At 41.5% G+C, this 17,217-nt stretch carries 17 protein-coding genes; 9 read left to right on the top strand and 8 right to left on the bottom strand.

The window, feature by feature from the left end; all coding sequences use genetic code 11:
• Positions 1-119 precede the first annotated feature (119 nt).
• On the top strand, positions 120-2,930 hold the full coding sequence (gene polA, locus Q0R52_RS24035) for a DNA polymerase I (RefSeq protein WP_295799690.1): 2,811 nt from the start codon (positions 120-122) through the stop codon (positions 2,928-2,930).
• A gap of 65 nt (positions 2,931-2,995) precedes the next feature.
• Here the strand turns inward: polA and Q0R52_RS24040 are convergent, their stop codons facing one another.
• The gene (locus tag Q0R52_RS24040; protein WP_295799693.1) at positions 2,996-4,291 is read right to left on the bottom strand and encodes a DUF885 domain-containing protein; all 1,296 of its coding nucleotides are present in this window, start codon (positions 4,289-4,291) and stop codon (positions 2,996-2,998) included.
• A gap of 240 nt (positions 4,292-4,531) precedes the next feature.
• Here Q0R52_RS24040 and Q0R52_RS24045 point away from each other — a divergent pair, with 240 nt between their 5' ends.
• The 4 genes from Q0R52_RS24045 (at position 4,532) to Q0R52_RS24060 (ending at position 7,503) form a co-directional block, all read left to right on the top strand.
• Positions 4,532-5,092, top strand: coding sequence for a hypothetical protein (locus Q0R52_RS24045; RefSeq protein ID WP_295799696.1), 561 nt, complete (start codon positions 4,532-4,534; stop codon positions 5,090-5,092).
• Positions 5,093-5,728: 636 nt separating this feature from the next.
• Positions 5,729-6,934, top strand: a complete 1,206-nt coding sequence (locus tag Q0R52_RS24050) for an MFS transporter (protein WP_295799698.1) — start codon at positions 5,729-5,731, stop codon at positions 6,932-6,934.
• A gap of 205 nt (positions 6,935-7,139) precedes the next feature.
• On the top strand, positions 7,140-7,325 hold the full coding sequence (locus Q0R52_RS24055) for a hypothetical protein (RefSeq protein ID WP_252790001.1): 186 nt from the start codon (positions 7,140-7,142) through the stop codon (positions 7,323-7,325).
• Between the two features lie 16 nt (positions 7,326-7,341).
• Positions 7,342-7,503: a hypothetical protein gene (locus Q0R52_RS24060; RefSeq protein ID WP_295799704.1), complete on the top strand. Its 162-nt coding sequence runs from the start codon at positions 7,342-7,344 to the stop codon at positions 7,501-7,503.
• 82 nt (positions 7,504-7,585) lie between these two features.
• Here Q0R52_RS24060 and lpxB read toward each other — a convergent pair whose 3' ends face one another.
• The 3 genes from lpxB to surE are packed head-to-tail and all read right to left on the bottom strand — an operon-like array spanning position 7,586 to position 9,736.
• Entirely contained in the window at positions 7,586-8,698 is a 1,113-nt protein-coding gene (gene lpxB / locus Q0R52_RS24065) for a lipid-A-disaccharide synthase (RefSeq protein WP_295799707.1), read from the bottom strand.
• Positions 8,695-8,958, bottom strand: a complete 264-nt coding sequence (locus Q0R52_RS24070) for a hypothetical protein (RefSeq protein WP_295799709.1) — start codon at positions 8,956-8,958, stop codon at positions 8,695-8,697. The genes lpxB and Q0R52_RS24070 overlap by 4 nt, the downstream gene beginning before the upstream one ends.
• Before the next feature lie 4 nt (positions 8,959-8,962).
• On the bottom strand, positions 8,963-9,736 hold the full coding sequence (gene surE, locus Q0R52_RS24075; protein WP_295799712.1) for a 5'/3'-nucleotidase SurE: 774 nt from the start codon (positions 9,734-9,736) through the stop codon (positions 8,963-8,965).
• 28 nt (positions 9,737-9,764) lie between these two features.
• On the opposite strand from surE, the gene Q0R52_RS24080 reads away from it, so the two are divergent.
• A complete protein-coding gene (locus tag Q0R52_RS24080; protein WP_295799714.1) occupies positions 9,765-10,316 on the top strand; it encodes a Uma2 family endonuclease in 552 nt (183 codons plus the stop codon).
• A gap of 5 nt (positions 10,317-10,321) precedes the next feature.
• Here the strand turns inward: Q0R52_RS24080 and Q0R52_RS24085 are convergent, their stop codons facing one another.
• A complete protein-coding gene (locus Q0R52_RS24085; RefSeq protein WP_295799716.1) occupies positions 10,322-11,470 on the bottom strand; it encodes an acyltransferase in 1,149 nt (382 codons plus the stop codon).
• Positions 11,471-11,557: 87 nt separating this feature from the next.
• Positions 11,558-12,391: a tetratricopeptide repeat protein gene (locus Q0R52_RS24090; protein WP_295799718.1), complete on the bottom strand. Its 834-nt coding sequence runs from the start codon at positions 12,389-12,391 to the stop codon at positions 11,558-11,560.
• Positions 12,392-12,813: 422 nt separating this feature from the next.
• Between Q0R52_RS24090 and Q0R52_RS24095 the strand changes: the two genes are divergently transcribed.
• Together Q0R52_RS24095 and Q0R52_RS24100 are read left to right on the top strand one after the other, a co-directional pair.
• Complete coding sequence (locus Q0R52_RS24095; protein ID WP_295799720.1) at positions 12,814-13,296, top strand: sigma-70 family RNA polymerase sigma factor; 483 nt, start codon at positions 12,814-12,816, stop codon at positions 13,294-13,296.
• Between the two features lies 1 nt (position 13,297).
• Entirely contained in the window at positions 13,298-13,921 is a 624-nt protein-coding gene (locus Q0R52_RS24100; RefSeq protein WP_295799721.1) for a hypothetical protein, read from the top strand.
• A 77-nt stretch (positions 13,922-13,998) separates the two neighbouring features.
• On the opposite strand, the gene Q0R52_RS24105 is transcribed toward Q0R52_RS24100, so the two are convergent.
• Together Q0R52_RS24105 and acs are read right to left on the bottom strand one after the other, a co-directional pair.
• Positions 13,999-14,184: a CsbD family protein gene (locus tag Q0R52_RS24105; RefSeq protein ID WP_252790007.1), complete on the bottom strand. Its 186-nt coding sequence runs from the start codon at positions 14,182-14,184 to the stop codon at positions 13,999-14,001.
• 151 nt (positions 14,185-14,335) lie between these two features.
• The gene (gene acs, locus Q0R52_RS24110) at positions 14,336-16,249 is read right to left on the bottom strand and encodes an acetate--CoA ligase (protein WP_295799723.1); all 1,914 of its coding nucleotides are present in this window, start codon (positions 16,247-16,249) and stop codon (positions 14,336-14,338) included.
• A 227-nt stretch (positions 16,250-16,476) separates the two neighbouring features.
• Between acs and Q0R52_RS24115 the strand changes: the two genes are divergently transcribed.
• Positions 16,477-17,193: a hypothetical protein gene (locus tag Q0R52_RS24115; RefSeq protein ID WP_295799725.1), complete on the top strand. Its 717-nt coding sequence runs from the start codon at positions 16,477-16,479 to the stop codon at positions 17,191-17,193.
• The last annotated feature ends 24 nt before the right edge of the window (positions 17,194-17,217 follow it).

Below are 17,217 nucleotides of genomic sequence, written 5' to 3' on the forward strand. Positions count from 1 at the left end.
TACTGTTGAATTACTCCACAACATAATTGTATTTTTGAATTCACTCAAATGGTTAACGGGTTAGTTAAAGCGTAGCAAATCTGTGTAATCAAAACAATCGGTGAAATCATTTAAATACAATGAAAAAACTATTTCTTTTGGATGGCATGGCGCTTATTTACCGGGCGCATTTTGCATTGAGTAAAACTCCGCGGTTTACATCAAACGGATTTAATACATCGGCGGTTATGGGCTTTACCAATACACTGCTCGAGGTTTTACGAAAAGAGAAACCCACCCACATGGCGGTGGTATTTGATACCGATGCCCCAACCGAACGCCATACCGATTTTGCCGACTATAAAGGCCACCGTGAGGCTATGCCCGAAGATTTGAGCAAGGCACTCCCCTACATATTTAAAGTGGTATTGGGTTTCAATATCCCGCTGATAACTTCTGACGGTTTCGAGGCCGATGATATTATAGGCACGCTTGCCAAAAAAGCCGAAGCAAAAGGTTACCAGGTTTACTGTATGACTCCTGATAAGGATTTCGCGCAACTGGTATCGCCGAACATATTTATTTACAAGCCCGCCCGCATGGGTAACGATATGGAGATATTAGGTGTAAAGGAAGTGCTGGAGAAATGGGAGATTGAGCGCGTTGAGCAGGTGATAGATATTTTGGGGCTTTGGGGCGATGCAGTTGACAATATCCCCGGTATCCCGGGCATTGGCGAAAAAACGGCTAAGCTGCTTATAAAACAATATGGCTCAATGGAGGAAATCATCGCCCATAGCCACGAATTAAAAGGCAAGCAGCGCGAAAACGTTGAAAACTTCGCTGCCCAGGGCCTGATGTCGAAAAAACTGGCTACCATCAATTTGAATGTGCCGGTTGAACTGGATGAAGCAGGTTTGGAAATGTGCGCCCCAAGCAAAGATTTACTGGAGCCATTGTTTGCCGAACTGGAGTTCCGCACGCTGGGCAGGCGTGTTTTTGGCGATGATTTCAGCATCACTGAAACCAAAGCAGTATCCATCCAAACCGACCTGTTTGGGAATGCAGTTGCCGAAGGCCGCACCACAATGTCGGTCGACGTGCAGGATATTTACGAGCCACCTGTTCCGGTTGATATCAAAAACATCAACACCGTACCACACGAATACCATTTAGCTGATACTTTCGAAAAGCGTGCAGAGTTAATCAACCTGCTGAAACAGCAAAAAGATTTCTGTTTTGATACTGAAACTACGGGTACAGATGCCAATAATTGCGAATTGGTGGGCCTTTCGTTTGCCGTAAAAGCAAGCGAGGCATGGTATGTGCCCGTACCAGTTGATGATGAAGGGATCAGGAAGATTGTCGCCGAATTTAAGCCTGTACTGGAAGATACATCAATCGGCAAAACAGGGCAGAACCTGAAGTTCGACATATTGATGCTGAAATGGTATGATGTTGAGGTGAAAGGCGACTTGTTTGATACCATGATGGCGCATTACATTATCGACCCGGATACCCGCCATAACATGGATATCCTAAGCGAAAATTATTTGAGCTACAAACCCGTTTCAATTACTGAACTGATTGGCGCCAAGGGCAAAAACCAGGGCAGCATGCGCGATGTGGAAATTGAAAAGATAAAGGAATATGCTGCTGAAGATGCGGATATCACCCTGCAGCTGCGCACCGTTTTTGAGCCTAAACTAAAAGAAGCCGAGGCCGAAAAACTGATACACGAAATTGAACACCCACTGATTTACGTATTGGCCGATATCGAATACGAAGGTGTAAAAATAGACCACGACACACTCCGTGAGTTCTCGAAAGAACTGGAAACAGACATAGCCAAACTGGAGAAAATAGTTTACGAAAAGGCCGGCGTACGTTTCAACATAGCATCGCCAAAACAACTGGGCGAGGTTCTTTTTGAAAAACTGATGCTCGACCCCAAGGCTAAAAAAACAAAAACCGGCCAATACCAAACCGGTGAAGATGTGCTGCTGTCACTGGCTGCCAAAAGCGATATCGTACGCGATATTTTAGATTACCGCCAGCTGCAAAAACTAAAATCGACCTATGTGGATGCCTTGCCAACCATGGTTAACCCCAAAACCGGCCGGGTGCACACGTCATACAACCAGGCGGTAGCAGCAACCGGGCGTTTAAGCTCAACCAACCCTAACCTGCAAAACATCCCCATAAAAACCGAACGCGGCCGCGAGGTGCGGAAGGCATTTATCCCACGGGATAGCGGGCATACCATCGTATCTGCGGATTATTCGCAAATAGAGCTGCGCATTATTGCCGAAATAAGCAAAGATGCCAATATGATGGATGCGTTTGTAAACAACCTGGATATTCACACCGCAACTGCTGCCAAAGTGTATGGCATCGGGCTTGACGAAGTAAGCAGCGAACAGCGACGGAACGCAAAGGCGGTAAACTTTGGGATTATTTACGGGCAGTCGGCATTTGGATTATCGCAAAGCCTGGGCATACCACGTAAAGAAGCAGCCGAGATTATTGAAAACTACTTTGCGCAATACCCGGGCATAAAAAACTACATAAGCGATACCATGAACTTTGCCCGTGAGCATGGGTATGTGTGTACGCTGATGGGCCGCCGCCGCTATCTGCGCGACATTAACAGCGCTAACCAAACCGTACGTGGTTTTGCCGAACGAAATGCCATTAACGCTCCCATTCAAGGTTCAGCAGCGGATATGATTAAAATAGCGATGATCAACATCCACCGCGAGTTTTGCCTGCGAAAACTGGATGCCCGTATGACCATGCAGGTACATGACGAGTTGGTATTTGACGTGCCCCACCATGAGGTGGAAATAGTGAAGCCCATTATTATGGAGAACATGAAAAACGCTATAAAAACCACGGTGCCAATAATGGTAGAGATTGGAACTGGTGTAAACTGGTTAGAGGCGCATTAATTAATTAATGGGTGAGTTGGTGAATTAATGAGTTTATTACGGCAATGGATTAATGGTCGATCAGATCAATTCACTCTTAAAACATTTTCGCCAACCATAAATACCGGTAAAGAGCCAAGATTCAATATCCTGTCGTGAAAGTTTTTGATATTGAATTTGGTGCCTTCCCGTTTTTGTAATGTTTGTTTCCATTGCATTATCTGGCCGGCGCCGTATTTATAGGTGATGCACTGGGCGGGCCAGCGTTTTACCCGCGCAATTTCGCGCAGGGCTATATCGTCCTGGTTTTTAATGTTCTTTTTCCAAAAGGCAAGCGCCTGGTCGTCCGTCCATCCGTAGTAGTTAAGACCGATATCCATAGGCACGCGTACCGAGCGCACGATATCCCATTCCCATTTGCCGAGTTCTTCGTATGGCGTTTTATAAACGCCCACATCTTTGCCCAGTTCTTCTACGTAAGCACCCCAGCCTTCTTCGAGCCCCAAAAAATAAAAAAGCTGGTGAACTTTTGATTGCTTAACATCGGAATTAATTGACGACTTGTAGTGATGCCCCGGCACCGCTTCATGCAAAAAAAGCCAGTCGAACTGGCGTTTATTATACGGTTTACTGAACAGGTTGTAGTAAAACACATTGTTATCATAATAGCCAGGTGTTTGTGCCATTGCGGCGTTGGCACCTTGCTCAATTTTCAAGGCCGGTATTTTACGCAGACTAAATACATTGCCCAGGTGGTTGTAAACAATATCTTTAGTATGCTCAAACTGTTTTTGCACTCCTCTGGGGTCGGCAATAAAAAACTCCTTTTCGTTTAAATGCTTATAGAATGCTTCCTCGGTTAGTCCGCTTTGTTTACGAATGGCCTCAATATGCCCTTTTACCCTTTCAACCTCACTAAGGCCGAACTTGTAAATATCATCGGGCGTAACGTTTGCACTTAGCCAGTTCTTTAAAAAATATGCGTACCAAGCCTTACCATTAGTTATAGAATGCAAACCCGCGGCTGAAATTTCTTTGGGCTTATTGGCTACCCACTGTTTTTCTAATGCCAGTCGCTCAAGGTTCAGGTCGGTTTCGTAGGCAATCAACTCGTAGTCCTGCTTTTGGTCGACGGTTAGTCCCATGGTGCTGATTTTCTTTTGTTCTGACTTTATAGTTTCAAAAAAATCCGTTTGCTTTTTGATTTCTTCCGCCGGTTTGATTTGTTTCAGCATATTAACGTAGCTGAGCTCCAATTGCGGAATTTTAAGTGCGGTGTAGCCTTTTACAAATTTTGCAGCAAACCGGTTAAAGTCAGGCTGATTTCTAAATCCCGACAGGCAAAGCAAGCAAACAAATAAATAAGCTGATTTAATTTTCATAAGTACCCTGATGTTAATTAATGCGGAACTAATTTACATTAATGTATCGCAAACTTACTTTTAAAAGCACGCGTTATCATCACCCGTTAAGAGGGATATTTACAATCTGTTTAACCAAGTGAAATTTAACAAACATTAGCACCTGGCTGTTAACTAAAGTTAAATAGCACTTTCCGGTGAAATAAACAATTGGATTATTGGTTTTTGGAGAAATAAATAAACATAAAACCTTTAATCATTATGAAAAATCTATCAAAATTTGTTGTGGCCGCTACTTTTATTGCTGCTGCGTTTTTTACCCCCGGTGTTAAAGCACAGACCGCTCCGGCAAGCCCCTTCAGGTTCGATGTCGGAGCCGAAAGCGGCATCACCAACGGTGCCATGCATTACACCTCCAGCAGTTATATTGGCCTTACGGCGCGATTGCAATATAGCCTTTCGCAAAACTTTGCCTTAACGCTAACTTCTGGCTATTACGAATTTTTAGCGCGAAGCACATACGCATCCATGGGCATGATTCCGGTAAAAGTTGGATTTAAATACTTTGTGGGCCAGCACTTCTATTTTAGCGGCGAAGCAGGCGCAGGATTTGAACTAAGCGATTTTCACGCGTATAAAAATAGCTCCTTTGGCATCCCTAAAAGCACTAAACTGATATGGTCGCCAGGGGTGGGTTATACGTTTAAGTCGTGGGATTTTGGATTGCGATATGAAAATTTCTCAAGCAGAAAAACATTCATCGGCGAAAGAAACAATTATGGTTTCGTTGGGTTACGGGTTGCGCATAGTTTTGGCTTATAAAACTGTATAAAACAAGAAGCGCCCCTGATGGGCAGGGGCGCGTTCTAACCAATTATAAACCTAAATTATGAGAAGACTTTTTTAATATCTTAATGGTGTAAAAGTAACACTATCTTTTTATATTATCGTAATTAAATTGTAATTTTTTTGTGCTAAATCAATTACGCCTTATTCACATCACAAAAATACAAACATTTCATTAATAATATAATAATTTTTCATTTTTTTTCAAATTTATCTCATCAATTTCAGCTTGTTGGCGTTTTTTATCTAAAAAATTGACAAAATTTCACTATATAACTCGCGATATAGTGAACTTTAATTGATATTATCTTAATGTTAACTCGGAAATTAAGATAGTTTTTGAATTAAACGCGGCTTTATTCAAAAAAGTATCGAGTTAGCCATCAAAAAATAGAACAACATTCATATTTTTTCGATTTTTAAGACTATTTCTATCGCCGTTAGTGAAGAATCCCTTTAAATAAGCAAGAATACTGCCATTCTTTCAATTTTAATATACGTTTGATGAGTTAAACGGATCAAATTGTTCATCCCAGCCATAAAATATTGCACAAACCAAACATCAAAATAAAAATGCTTCGCCATTTTTGCGCATAATTGATAAATAAAGCAATGCAAAACAGCCACAATCCAAAAAATCACCCGGGACTTACCCCGCTAACTTTATGGATAATGACTGTGGCCACCGGCCTTATTGTGGCAAACCTGTACTACAACCAGCCATTACTCGAAGACATGGCCAATACTTTTCATACTACCAGGGCTAAAGTCGGACAGGTTTCTATGCTTACTCAAATTGGTTATGCCACGGGCATGTTCTTTTTGGCGCCATTGGCCGATATGGTAAAACGCAAGCGCCTGATGATGGTGGTTTTCGCCTTTATTGTTTTATCCCTTATAATAACTGCGCTATCTCCGTCAATTAATATACTTGTAGCGGCAAGCTTTTTCCTGGGGGCCGCATCCATGATTCCGCAGCTATTGGTGCCTATGGCGGCGCACCTTGCAAAGCCCAGCGAACGCGGTAAAAAAATTGGCGTTATAATGAGCGGACTGTTAATAGGTATATTATTGTCGCGCACGTTTAGCGGATACATTGGCGACTATTTTGGATGGCGGGCTGTGTACTACATAGCCGCCGGGATAATGCTGCTGATGTGGCTAATGATCGGTCTGTTTTTGCCAGAAGTTGAGCCTGAATATAAAGGCACCTACAAAAAGCTGATGATTTCGCTTATAGATTTGGTGAAGAACGAACCGAAATTGCGTCTTGCTGCTTTGCGTGGAGCACTGTGTTTTGCCTGCTTCAGTGCCTTCTGGACAACCATCGTGTTCCTGCTAAAACAAAACTTTAACATGGGCAGCGGCGTAGCAGGCGAATTTGGCCTTGTTGGCGCTTTCGGTGCATTGGCTGCCGGCTTAATGGGCAGGTTGAGTGATAAAATGGATGCGTATAAATTATCGGGCTTTACTTTATTGCTGATACTGGTCTCGTTTATCATCTTTTACTTCTCAGCCTATAGTATTGTTGGATTAGTTATAGGCGTAATTATTTTAGATATGGGTGTGCAGGCAACCCACATTTCAAATCAATCCATAATATTTGCCTTAAAGCCCGAAGCGCGCAACCGCATCAATACCATTTACATGGTTACTTATTTTATTGGGGGTTCCATCGGCACCTCGTTTGCCACACAGCTCTGGAAAAACTACCAGTGGACGGGGGTATGTATTACCGGAGCTACTTTATCCATCATAACACTCATCATCCACTTTGCAAACCATGCCAAAACCTCAAATAAACCCGTTGCTGCTTAATTTTTGACTACTGTTTACAACAACTGTACTAAAATTTTAACAGTAAAAGGTTTGGCAAAGGTAACTCATGCTGACGCGAGTTTGTTTATTTTATGTTGATTTTCAGCGCGTTGCAAAAATCATATTTACATATTGATGTACAACTTCGACTACATTGATTTTTTTGGCACTGATTTGGAACAGTACATATCAAATGCAATACAGGATGGCACTCGATATCAGGAAACATCGCGAAAGCGGAGAGAAAGAATGGGAGAACCCTGTTGAGCCGGCAAACACTTCGGACGAGCGGGATAAGGAACAACTGTTGCGGCAATATAAAGAAGCTAAACGCCGAAAAGATAATTTAACCGAAAGTGAAGACGATAAGACCGGGAAAACTAACAAATAGACTAAAGACATTAACCATGAAAACTTACAATAAACCCGCCCCAACCAAAATACTGGCAAAGTTTGATAATGAACTTAAGAATTTGCTGGCTAACGATTTAAAAGAATTTATGGGCCGCAACCCATTTTTAATGCGCAAGAAACAGGCTATGACGCAAAACACTTTGTTTGTGGCCTGACCATCATATATCTATTCTATCTACCGAAAAACCGTACTAACATCACCTATGAAAACGATAGAGCTTTGCAATATGCAGGGCTCTATTTTTTTGTGGTGTATTTTATAATAAGTTCTGCTGTTTTAGCTGAAGCACCGGGCTTGCCCATTTTCACGTCAAGCTCGTCGTAGTCCGCAAGCATTTTTTTGCGATATGCTGTATTGTTTACTATTGCTTCAAGTTCCGCGCTAATTTTCTCGGCCGAGCAATCGGCCTGTATCAATTCATTAACTACTTCGCGGTTCATTATTAAATTAACCAGCGATATAAACTTTATTTTAACCACCATGCGGGCTATACCTATAGATATAGGGTGCCCTTTATACACCACCACCTGCGGAACGTTAAATAATGCAGTCTCCAAATTGGCAGTGCCCGATGCTACAATAGCAGCTTCGGCGTTGTTGAGTAAATCATAGGTGGCATTAAAAACAACCGGTATATTTTCGCTGCGAATAAATTGTGTATAATAATCGACAGTAAACGAAGGGGCGCCAGCTATAACAAACTGATGATTTGGAAACTTTTCGATAACGGCAATCATTTCCGGCAATAGCCTACTAATTTCCTGCCGGCGGCTGCCGGGTAGCAATGCAATTATTTTTTTTGCAGGAAGACGATGGTTACCCGCGAAGCTTTCATCCGGCTTAAATGCCGCCACAGCATCAAGCAGCGGGTTGCCTACATAATCAACCTCCATTCCCCAACCCTTATAAAAATCAACCTCAAAAGGCAAGATGCAAAACAGGTGGCCGACAATCCGTTTTATTTTTAAAACCCGTTTTTGGTTCCAGGCCCACACTTTAGGCGAGATATAATAGCAAACCAAGATATTATTCGCTTTGGCAAACTCAGCAATTTTCAGGTTAAAGCCGGGGAAGTCAATCAATATCAATACGTCCGGCTGCCATGTCGTAATATCATGCTTACAGGCTTTAAGATTTTGTAAAATAGCATTCAGGTTAAGTACCACCTCAATAAAACCCATAAAGGCCATATCGGCATAATGCTTTACCAGCGTACCACCTTCGGCCTGCATAAGGTCGCCGCCAAAATAGCGGAACTCTGCTTGATTATCACGCTCTTTTAACGCCTTCATCAGGTTTGCGCCATGCAAATCGCCCGATGCCTCTCCGGCTACCAGGTAATACTTCATCGTGCACGTACTTTAAACATAAACAATACCAACATAATAGCAAATGTGCCCAGCATTACACCCCTTGCAGTTTTATCCAAATCCTTTTTAACGGTAAAACGCAACATCAATAAATTCAAAGCTATAGCTATAACATATGGCAGCGCCGGTTTGTTGATGAGATCAACATTGTTTTTTAATAAAGATGCTACCAACCATGCAATGGCCGGAAACGGAAGGGCGAGTAAAACGCCCATTAGCATGGTATTTTTGTATTGCATTTACTTATATATTAAATTCCCAGCTATTTAAAACCGGGATGGCATGGTGTGCCGTCATATCAAATTGTACCGGCACTACCGAGGCATAATTATGTTCGAGCGCCCAAACGTCGGTATCTTCGCCATTGTCGCTGGTTTGAAATACACCTGTTAGCCAGTAGTAAGGCCGCTTGTGCGGGTCCATTCGCTCGTCAAATTCTTCGGCCCACTTGGCATTTGCCTGGCGGCAAATTTTTATCCCTTTAATATGTGGCCCTGCGGGGAAGTTGACATTAAGCAAAGTGGCAGTCGGCAAGCCGTTTTGTAAAACCTGCAGCGCAATTTCCTTAACAAATTTTAGGCAATGGCTAAAATCGGCATCCATCGTATAATCATCAAGCGAAAATCCTATTGACGGAATGCTTTCAATAGCCCCTTCAACCGCTGCCGACATGGTGCCGGAGTATAATATATTAATGGAGTTGTTTAACCCATGATTTATACCCGAAACACATAAATCGGGCTTTTTGCCTTTAAATATCTTGTTCACTGCCAGCTTCACGCAATCAACCGGGGTGCCCGAGCAGCGGTACATTTCAATACCTTCGTAAATGTCAACAGGGTCAAGCCGTAAAGGTTTACCTATGGTGATGGCATGCCCCATACCCGATTGCGGACTATCCGGCGCAACTACTACCACACGACCAATTTCGGCCATGGTTTCCAGTAAGGCTTTAATACCAGGGGCAGTTATGCCATCGTCGTTTACTACAAGTATAGTGGGTTTGGCTTTTGTCATTTGGCACAAAATTAGTTATATTTGATTTATGCTTGCCGTTGAAAAGAAAAAGAAATACACCGTTGCTGATTATATGCTGCTGGAGGAAGGTGCGCCTTTTCAATTAATTAATTATGATTTAGTTATGTCACCAGCTGCGAACCCTGTTCACCAGGCGATTGTTGCGCGCCTGTCGCAATTAATACTTAATTTTTTAGAACTTAAAAATATAGGAGGCTACACTGCCGGTACAGTTGATGTGGTTTTTGATGAAGGAAATGTACTTCAGCCGGACTTTCTATATATTGCGCCAGAGCGTGAGGCAGATATCGTTAAAAACAAAATTGAAGGTGCGCCCGATTTGGCCATAGAAATACTTTCGCCATCCAATGCCTACTACGACCTTCGACAAAAAAAAGATGTTTACGAAAAATATGGCGTAAGAGAATATGTAATTATCGACCCTATTGTTCAAACAATAGAATTATATGCTTTAATGGACGGAAAATATTATTTACATAAAAAAGCAAAAAAACCGGAGCATCTTGATTCCCTGGTATTGGCCGGGTTTACTTTTGATTTGAATAAGATATTCCGATAATTACACTATATCGCCTTCTTCACCCCCGGCATCAATACCACCAGCCCGGCCAGTAAAAAGCTGCCAACAACAGCAACCGGTGCAACCACCAAAAGTTTCAGCACAGGGTCAATATTCCAGTTATGCACCGCAAGCGAAGCTGAAATCACTACCAGCGGATGAAAAATATAAACAGCGAAAGTATACCGGGACAATTTTGCCAATAAAGGTGATGACCTGTTCCACAATTCCCTGCCAAAAACCAACAGCGTAGTAATAATTGAAAAGCCTATAAGCTGCTCCCATACTGCATATAATATAGCCTGGAAGTGAAATCCGCCCGAATACCATTCACCGGGCATATGGAATTTTGTTTGGATGATATAAAACACCGGGAAAAACATTAATAAAAAAAGAAAGAAGAAAAAAAGCTGCTTCCCTGTTTTGAATGTGATTGTATTTAGCCAGTTGTTTTTATAGGCTACCAGCCCTAAAATAAAAAGCGCAATGTATTGCGAGAAGTGTGCAGGCTGAAACCCCAAAGGCTTTAACACCCAGCCCACCGGTAGCCGGGTGCGCACAAAAAAGCTGGCTATGCCAACTGCCGCCGCAAATAACATAATTGCACCTGCTGAAGGCGCTGCGAGCGGCTTTGGCACCCAATTCTTAGTGTAGGCTCGTACAGCCACATATACCAAAGTAAACAACAACAATGCTGCGACAAACCATAGTACACCAAAATCAATCCACGGATGGAAACCACCGAGGTATTGCAAGTACGTAACATGCTGCCCGTATCCAAAGTAATAAACAAGGTAACTTAACAGCGGGGAAAGTATGAACGAATAGAAAACCAATGGTACACCCAGTCTCAACAACCGGTCGGTTATAAACTTAGCTGCACCCTTCCTGTCATACGACGGTTTTATAAAATAAGCCGACAGGAAGAAGAAAAAGCCCATAAAAAACGCCTGGTTGACGCTCACAAAAATGGTCATGGGCACAATGGCGATCGCGTTCTTCGCGTTTTCGCTGTAGTACCATCCGCCGGGTGCACCATAAGTGATAAAGCAATGATGCAGCACCACTAATATGGTAAGCAATACCTTCAGCGTATCGATGTAGTGAATCTTTTTTGGCTGGTTTGCTTTTTGTGTTGTGGGTGATGCCGGCATAAACTAAAGGTTGATTACATGCGAATAGACATAAACTTATTTTTATAGTTGCAGCCGGGCAAGTTTTTGCACCCCAAATTTTGCCTATTATTTGCTGCCAACACAATATTTCTTTACATACTCGTCAGCTTTTGGCACATTAAGTAATTGAGCTCTCGTAAAATCTGTACACGCCGAAACTTTTCTATCCAGGTAATATTCATAGATCCCTCTGTATAGGTAGGCCGAGTTTGCCGTGGTTTTCAAATCAATAGCACTGGTTAAATCATCAATAGCCTCTTTATATTGCTTGCTTTCGCCGTATAGAATTCCCCTGTTATAGTAAGTGGCGATATTGCTTTTATCCAGCCTTAAAACTTCCGAATAGTCTTGTATCGCCCCTGCTATATCCCCAATATTGCGTTTCATGGCGGCCCTCGAAGCGAATGCGCGGTAAAAATCAGGTTTAAGTTTGATCACTTTATCAAGGTCATCAATAGCCTTTTGTGCGTCGGCAATTGCGATATATTCGGTTGCCCTCGTGTAATATGCAAAGGCAAAATCATTTTTCAATTCTATTGCCCTGGTGTAATCTGCAATCGCTTCCTTGGATTTGCCTTCTATTTGCTTTACTTGTCCATCCGCATAATAAGCCATCATAAAATTTGGATTTAGTTCAACAGCTTTATCAAAAGCTGTGATTGCATTGTTTGAGTTTCCGGAATAAAAATAGCAATATCCTAACTCGTAATAAGAATTTGCGTTTTTAGGATTAACTTTAAGTGAAAGTTGAAGTTCAGACTCTGCTTTTTCAAAATCATTTGCGAGTAAATAGTTAACTCCATTTATATAATGATCGTCACAAGCAGATTCAACTCTATTTTTACAGGAGGCGATAAAAATAATGGCAGCAATTACAATAAGGTTTTCCAGGTGTTTCATATTTCAATAAATATAAAACACTTTCCGTTTAAAACCGAAGACTGTAAAATAAAACGGGCTATTCGCCCAATGCCATTAAGTTAAGGTCTATATAGCTTTTTACAACTTGTAAAACAAGACCGCTTTTCTCTCGACTACCGGAAAAAAGAACGAAAAATTGGCTTTCACCAGGATTAAAACTCATTGTCGGTGGCGATTTTTCGACATTTTAATAGATAGCAGTTATACCTTACTATGCCTCTTGATTATTAGCGCCTGTTGCTAATCATCTATTAAGATAGCAGCGTATTGTTTTGAGAACGAATAAAAAAAAGATAAAATGTCGTCCTTTAAAGAAGTTAAATAACAACTTACAAAAAATTAATTTTAACATCTGCTAAGGTTTTCTACCCCCATGTGACTAATTGTATAAATATCAATAATTGAAAGAGCAGTTCATTTTATTAATAACCAATAATCAAGGCCTGATTCTAAAGGTTTGCAATATGTATTGCAATAGTCGCGAAGATAAAGAGGACCTTTTCCAGGACATCATATTACAACTTTGGCGAGCCTATAGCTCGTTTAACGGTGACTCAAAAGTTTCGACATGGATCTACCGGATAGCGCTAAATAATGCCATAACCCGGCTTAGAAAAGAGACCAAACGAGAAAAATTTGCTGGACTTGACGATCATGCTTTTAATATAGCGGCTATAGACAATAAAGGAGAAAACGAACAGGTACAACAAATGTACAACGCTATAAAAAAACTATCAGAGGTGGAACGGGCCATTACCATGTTGTATATGGACAATTATAGCTACAAGGAGATCGCCGAGGTTATGGGTCTTTCCGAATCGAACATTGGGTTCAAACTAAATAAAATACGCACCAAATTGAGAACAATTGTAAACAACGGATAATATGGAACTGGACGAATTTAAAGCGCACTGGAACATAATCCAGGATAAAGAATACCAACAACAGAAAATTTCACCAGAGAAATTAGAAGAAATTATTATGACTACAACAGACACATTAGGCCAAATGCATTCAAAAAGTATTTATTGGAGAACAATCGGCAAGCTTACTATCAAAATTCTTATTGGTTTAGTGGCAGTAGTTTTTCTGATTATATTAATAAAAGGCATTTACCTGCATAGTCTGAGCGTCATTCTAACGTCTATTATATACCTGATTATATTAGTACTTTATTGTATCATTACTTTATGGGTTTTTAAAAGGCAGGAACAAATATTTACTATAAACAATAGTGGCAATGTAAAGGAATCCATTAAACATACCATTGCAGCCTTCAAAAGATTTTATTTGATAGTTAACATTATTTACCTGTTTTTATATCCTGCATACTATTATGCCGTTATTAAACTTTTCATGCCTTACTGGCATCCGTCCCCACAAACCATCTTTATAACCTGCGCAATTGCAACTGCTTTATCACTTATAGGTGGTCATTGGTATTACAAAGTTAAATTCTTTAAAAAGCTAAAGTCGCTTGAGGAAAATTTGAAGTATTTAGAAGGTTAACAGTCTTAATCATGTCGACACTGAAGCGAAAAAGATTAGATTCTACAAAAAAAGGGGCCTTTCGCGCCTTAGTATTTCTATAACTCGTTAAGCCATTTTACCAGCTCATCGCGGCCTTTGCCGGTCTTCTTTTGCATTTTACCCAACAGTTCATCGTCCTTGCCTTCTTCGCGCACCAAATCGTCGTCGGTAAGGTCGCCGTAGGCTTGTTTTATTTTGCCCTTCAACTCGTTCCAGGTGCCTCTTATTTTTAAATCGCTCATGATGTTTTTTATATTAGATGTACTTAAATAACATCCAAAACATCATAAGGTTTGACAAAAGAGAGACAAGAAATCAAGAATCAGGAGTCAAGAGGGAACATTATCGGTTTTTTTATCTTGATTCCTGACTCTTGCCGTCTTGATTCTCTTCCTACAAAGCTCCCTTCTTTATATCCTCCACTACACCCGGGTCAAGCAATGTAGAGGTATCTCCCAAATTACTGGTGTCACCCTCAGCTATCTTCCTTAAAATACGGCGCATTATTTTGCCGGAGCGTGTTTTGGGCAGACCTGTCACAAACTGGATTTTGTCCGGTTTGGCTATTGCACCTATAATACGCTGTACGGTCATCATGATATCTTTACGGGCCAGTTCATCATCTCCATGATTACCCGGACTTATAACAAAGGCGTAAACGCCCTGTCCTTTGATGTCGTGCGGGTAACCTACCACTGCCGACTCAACCACGCTGCTGTGCATATTAATGGCGTTCTCCACCTCGGCAGTACCGATACGGTGACCGGAAACATTCAGCACATCATCTACACGACCAGTTATACGGTAATACCCATCTTCGTCGCGCAGGCAGCCGTCGCCGGTAAAATACATGTTTTCGTAAGTGGCAAAATAGGTGGTGCGGCAACGCTCATGGTCGCCATAGGTGGTGCGCAGCATGCCCGGCCATGGGAACTTGATACAAAGGTTGCCGCTTACGCCGTTTCCTTCAATCACATTGCCGTTTTCGTCAACCAGAACAGGTTGAATGCCTGGCAGTGGCAAGGTTGCGTAACCCGGTTTGGTTGGTGTTACGCCGGCAATAGGCGATATCATTATGCCGCCGTTTTCGGTTTGCCACCAGGTATCAACTATCGGGCATTTATTTTTGCCGATATTGTCATCGTACCAATGCCAGGCTTCCTCGTTTATCGGTTCGCCTACCGAGCCTAATTTTTTGAGTGAGCCAAGGTCTTTATTTTTTACAAAATCAAGCCCGAAACTCATTAGCGAGCGAATAGCCGTAGGAGCTGTGTACAATATATTTACCTTGTGTTTATCTACAATATCCCAGAAACGACCGGCATCCGGAAAGGTTGGTATCCCTTCGAACATCAAAGTTGTGGCTCCCTGTGATAACGGTCCGTATAAAATATAGGAGTGCCCGGTTATCCAGCCCACATCGGCTGTACAAAAAAACACTTCGCCGGGCTGATATTGGAATACATTGCTGAAAGTGTAGCCCGCATACACCATATAGCCGCCGCAGGTATGTACCACACCTTTAGGCTTACCGGTTGAGCCGGAGGTGTATAATATAAACAGCATATCCTCGGCGTCCATTTCCTCGGCCGGGCTTGCAACGTTACCCTGGGTTTCAACTTTCTTAATTTCATCTTCCCACCAAACATCGCGGCCCTTTATCATCGATACCGGCGTACGGCTGCGGGTTACCACAATTACCTTTTTTATCGATTTGCATTGCACCAGCGCATCGTCAATCACGCCTTTCAGCTGTATTTCCTTATTTCCCCTGAAGCTGCCATCTGCGGTTATAACAATGCTGCATTCGGCATCATTTATCCTGTCGGCAATTGATTGTGCCGAGAAGCCACCAAAAACCACCGAATGGATGGCACCTATACGTGCACAGCCCAAAACGGCTATAGCCAGTTCGGGTATCATTGGCATGTAAATACAAATACGGTCGCCTTTTTTAGCGCCATTGTTTTTTAGCACGTTGGCAAACTGGCAAACTTTTTCGTGTAGTTGTTTGTAGGTAAGCACGCGGTGGTCTTCATGCGGATCGTTTGGTTCCCATATCAAGGCAGGTTTGTCGCCCAGGGTTTCCAGGTGGCGGTCGAGACAATTTTCGGTAATATTAAGCTTAGCGCCCTGGAACCATTTTATTTTTGGTTCTTTAAAGTTCCACTCCAGCACTTTATCCCACTTTTTGCGCCATTGAAAATTTTCGGCAATACCGGCCCAAAATTCTTCGGGATGCTCAACGCTTTGCTTATAAACTTGTTTATAGTCGTCGAAAGACGTAACCTGTAAGGGAGTTCTCATTGTCTACTAATTTGGTGGGTGAAAATTAGTCATTTTTCGAGAAAACAGATAATAAATAAAGACTTTTTAAATTATTTTAAGAAGTTATTTATTTTACGGCTATATCATCGTCGCATCATAAGATTCCTTTTTCAAACTATTGAAAACTTAGTCTGCCTATCGTGCTTCGGCCGATAATAATTGGACGTAAGAGGTTATTTTTCTTGTCGTATATTCTATCTTTAACAATGAATTTATTTAAGTCATTATTGATATTGATGATTTTTCTGATTGCTTCCTGTAAAAAGCAAGTTCCGCCGCTAACACAAGTGTACGATTTTGGTGAGGTAGAGGCACTGCGCGGAAAGGTAAAACAAATAATAATGGGTGCAGATACTCCCCATACTAACTTTTTTTATCGAGCTGATTTTAACAGGGAGGGTTACCTGACATATATAAGAAGTACGCGCCCGGACACACGTACGGTCCGCCGAAAAACAAGTAATTTGATAAATACGCGCGAAACCGGTTATAAATATGAGTTTGACAAAAATGGAAATAAAACCGCAGTCATTGCTTCTACTCATGCTGATAGTAGTTTTATTTCAAAATATGAGTTTGATAAGAATGGCCTGTTGATAAAATACATTAACAACACTCAAGATAGCTTATCTTATATAGGAAGTTATAATTACGATATAGATGGCAATATATTGGGAAGTAAAATTGTTTTGAACAACAACACAGACACCGCAGTAACTAAGAACAGGTTTGATAGCCATGGAAATATGGTAGCTTTTGAATATTTCAGAAACAGAACGTTGATTTTTGCAATAGACTTTAAAATTCTTTTGTTTGATTCACATAAGAATTGGACAAAATGTATCATGGTCACCAAACCTGGTTTGTCTACTTCATTAAAGGCCTATCAAGATACCATTAACCGCAAAATCACCTATTATTAATCGCAAGTAAAAACAATACCCCCT

This window comes from Mucilaginibacter sp. (assembly GCF_025359345.1).
In the GTDB taxonomy this organism is placed as follows: Bacteria; Bacteroidota; Bacteroidia; order Sphingobacteriales; family Sphingobacteriaceae; genus Mucilaginibacter.

Coding starts and splice junctions, on each gene's coding strand:
- polA (WP_295799690.1), top strand. CDS start 120: ATGAAAAAACTATTTCTTTTGGATGGCATGGCGCTTATTTACCGGGCG.
- Q0R52_RS24040 (WP_295799693.1), bottom strand. CDS start 4,291: ATGAAAATTAAATCAGCTTATTTATTTGTTTGCTTGCTTTGCCTGTCG.
- Q0R52_RS24045 (WP_295799696.1), top strand. CDS start 4,532: ATGAAAAATCTATCAAAATTTGTTGTGGCCGCTACTTTTATTGCTGCT.
- Q0R52_RS24050 (WP_295799698.1), top strand. CDS start 5,729: ATGCAAAACAGCCACAATCCAAAAAATCACCCGGGACTTACCCCGCTA.
- Q0R52_RS24055 (WP_252790001.1), top strand. CDS start 7,140: ATGGCACTCGATATCAGGAAACATCGCGAAAGCGGAGAGAAAGAATGG.
- Q0R52_RS24060 (WP_295799704.1), top strand. CDS start 7,342: ATGAAAACTTACAATAAACCCGCCCCAACCAAAATACTGGCAAAGTTT.
- lpxB (WP_295799707.1), bottom strand. CDS start 8,698: ATGAAGTATTACCTGGTAGCCGGAGAGGCATCGGGCGATTTGCATGGC.
- Q0R52_RS24070 (WP_295799709.1), bottom strand. CDS start 8,958: ATGCAATACAAAAATACCATGCTAATGGGCGTTTTACTCGCCCTTCCG.
- surE (WP_295799712.1), bottom strand. CDS start 9,736: ATGACAAAAGCCAAACCCACTATACTTGTAGTAAACGACGATGGCATA.
- Q0R52_RS24080 (WP_295799714.1), top strand. CDS start 9,765: ATGCTTGCCGTTGAAAAGAAAAAGAAATACACCGTTGCTGATTATATG.
- Q0R52_RS24085 (WP_295799716.1), bottom strand. CDS start 11,470: ATGCCGGCATCACCCACAACACAAAAAGCAAACCAGCCAAAAAAGATT.
- Q0R52_RS24090 (WP_295799718.1), bottom strand. CDS start 12,391: ATGAAACACCTGGAAAACCTTATTGTAATTGCTGCCATTATTTTTATC.
- Q0R52_RS24100 (WP_295799721.1), top strand. CDS start 13,298: ATGGAACTGGACGAATTTAAAGCGCACTGGAACATAATCCAGGATAAA.
- Q0R52_RS24105 (WP_252790007.1), bottom strand. CDS start 14,184: ATGAGCGATTTAAAAATAAGAGGCACCTGGAACGAGTTGAAGGGCAAA.
- acs (WP_295799723.1), bottom strand. CDS start 16,249: ATGAGAACTCCCTTACAGGTTACGTCTTTCGACGACTATAAACAAGTT.
- Q0R52_RS24115 (WP_295799725.1), top strand. CDS start 16,477: ATGAATTTATTTAAGTCATTATTGATATTGATGATTTTTCTGATTGCT.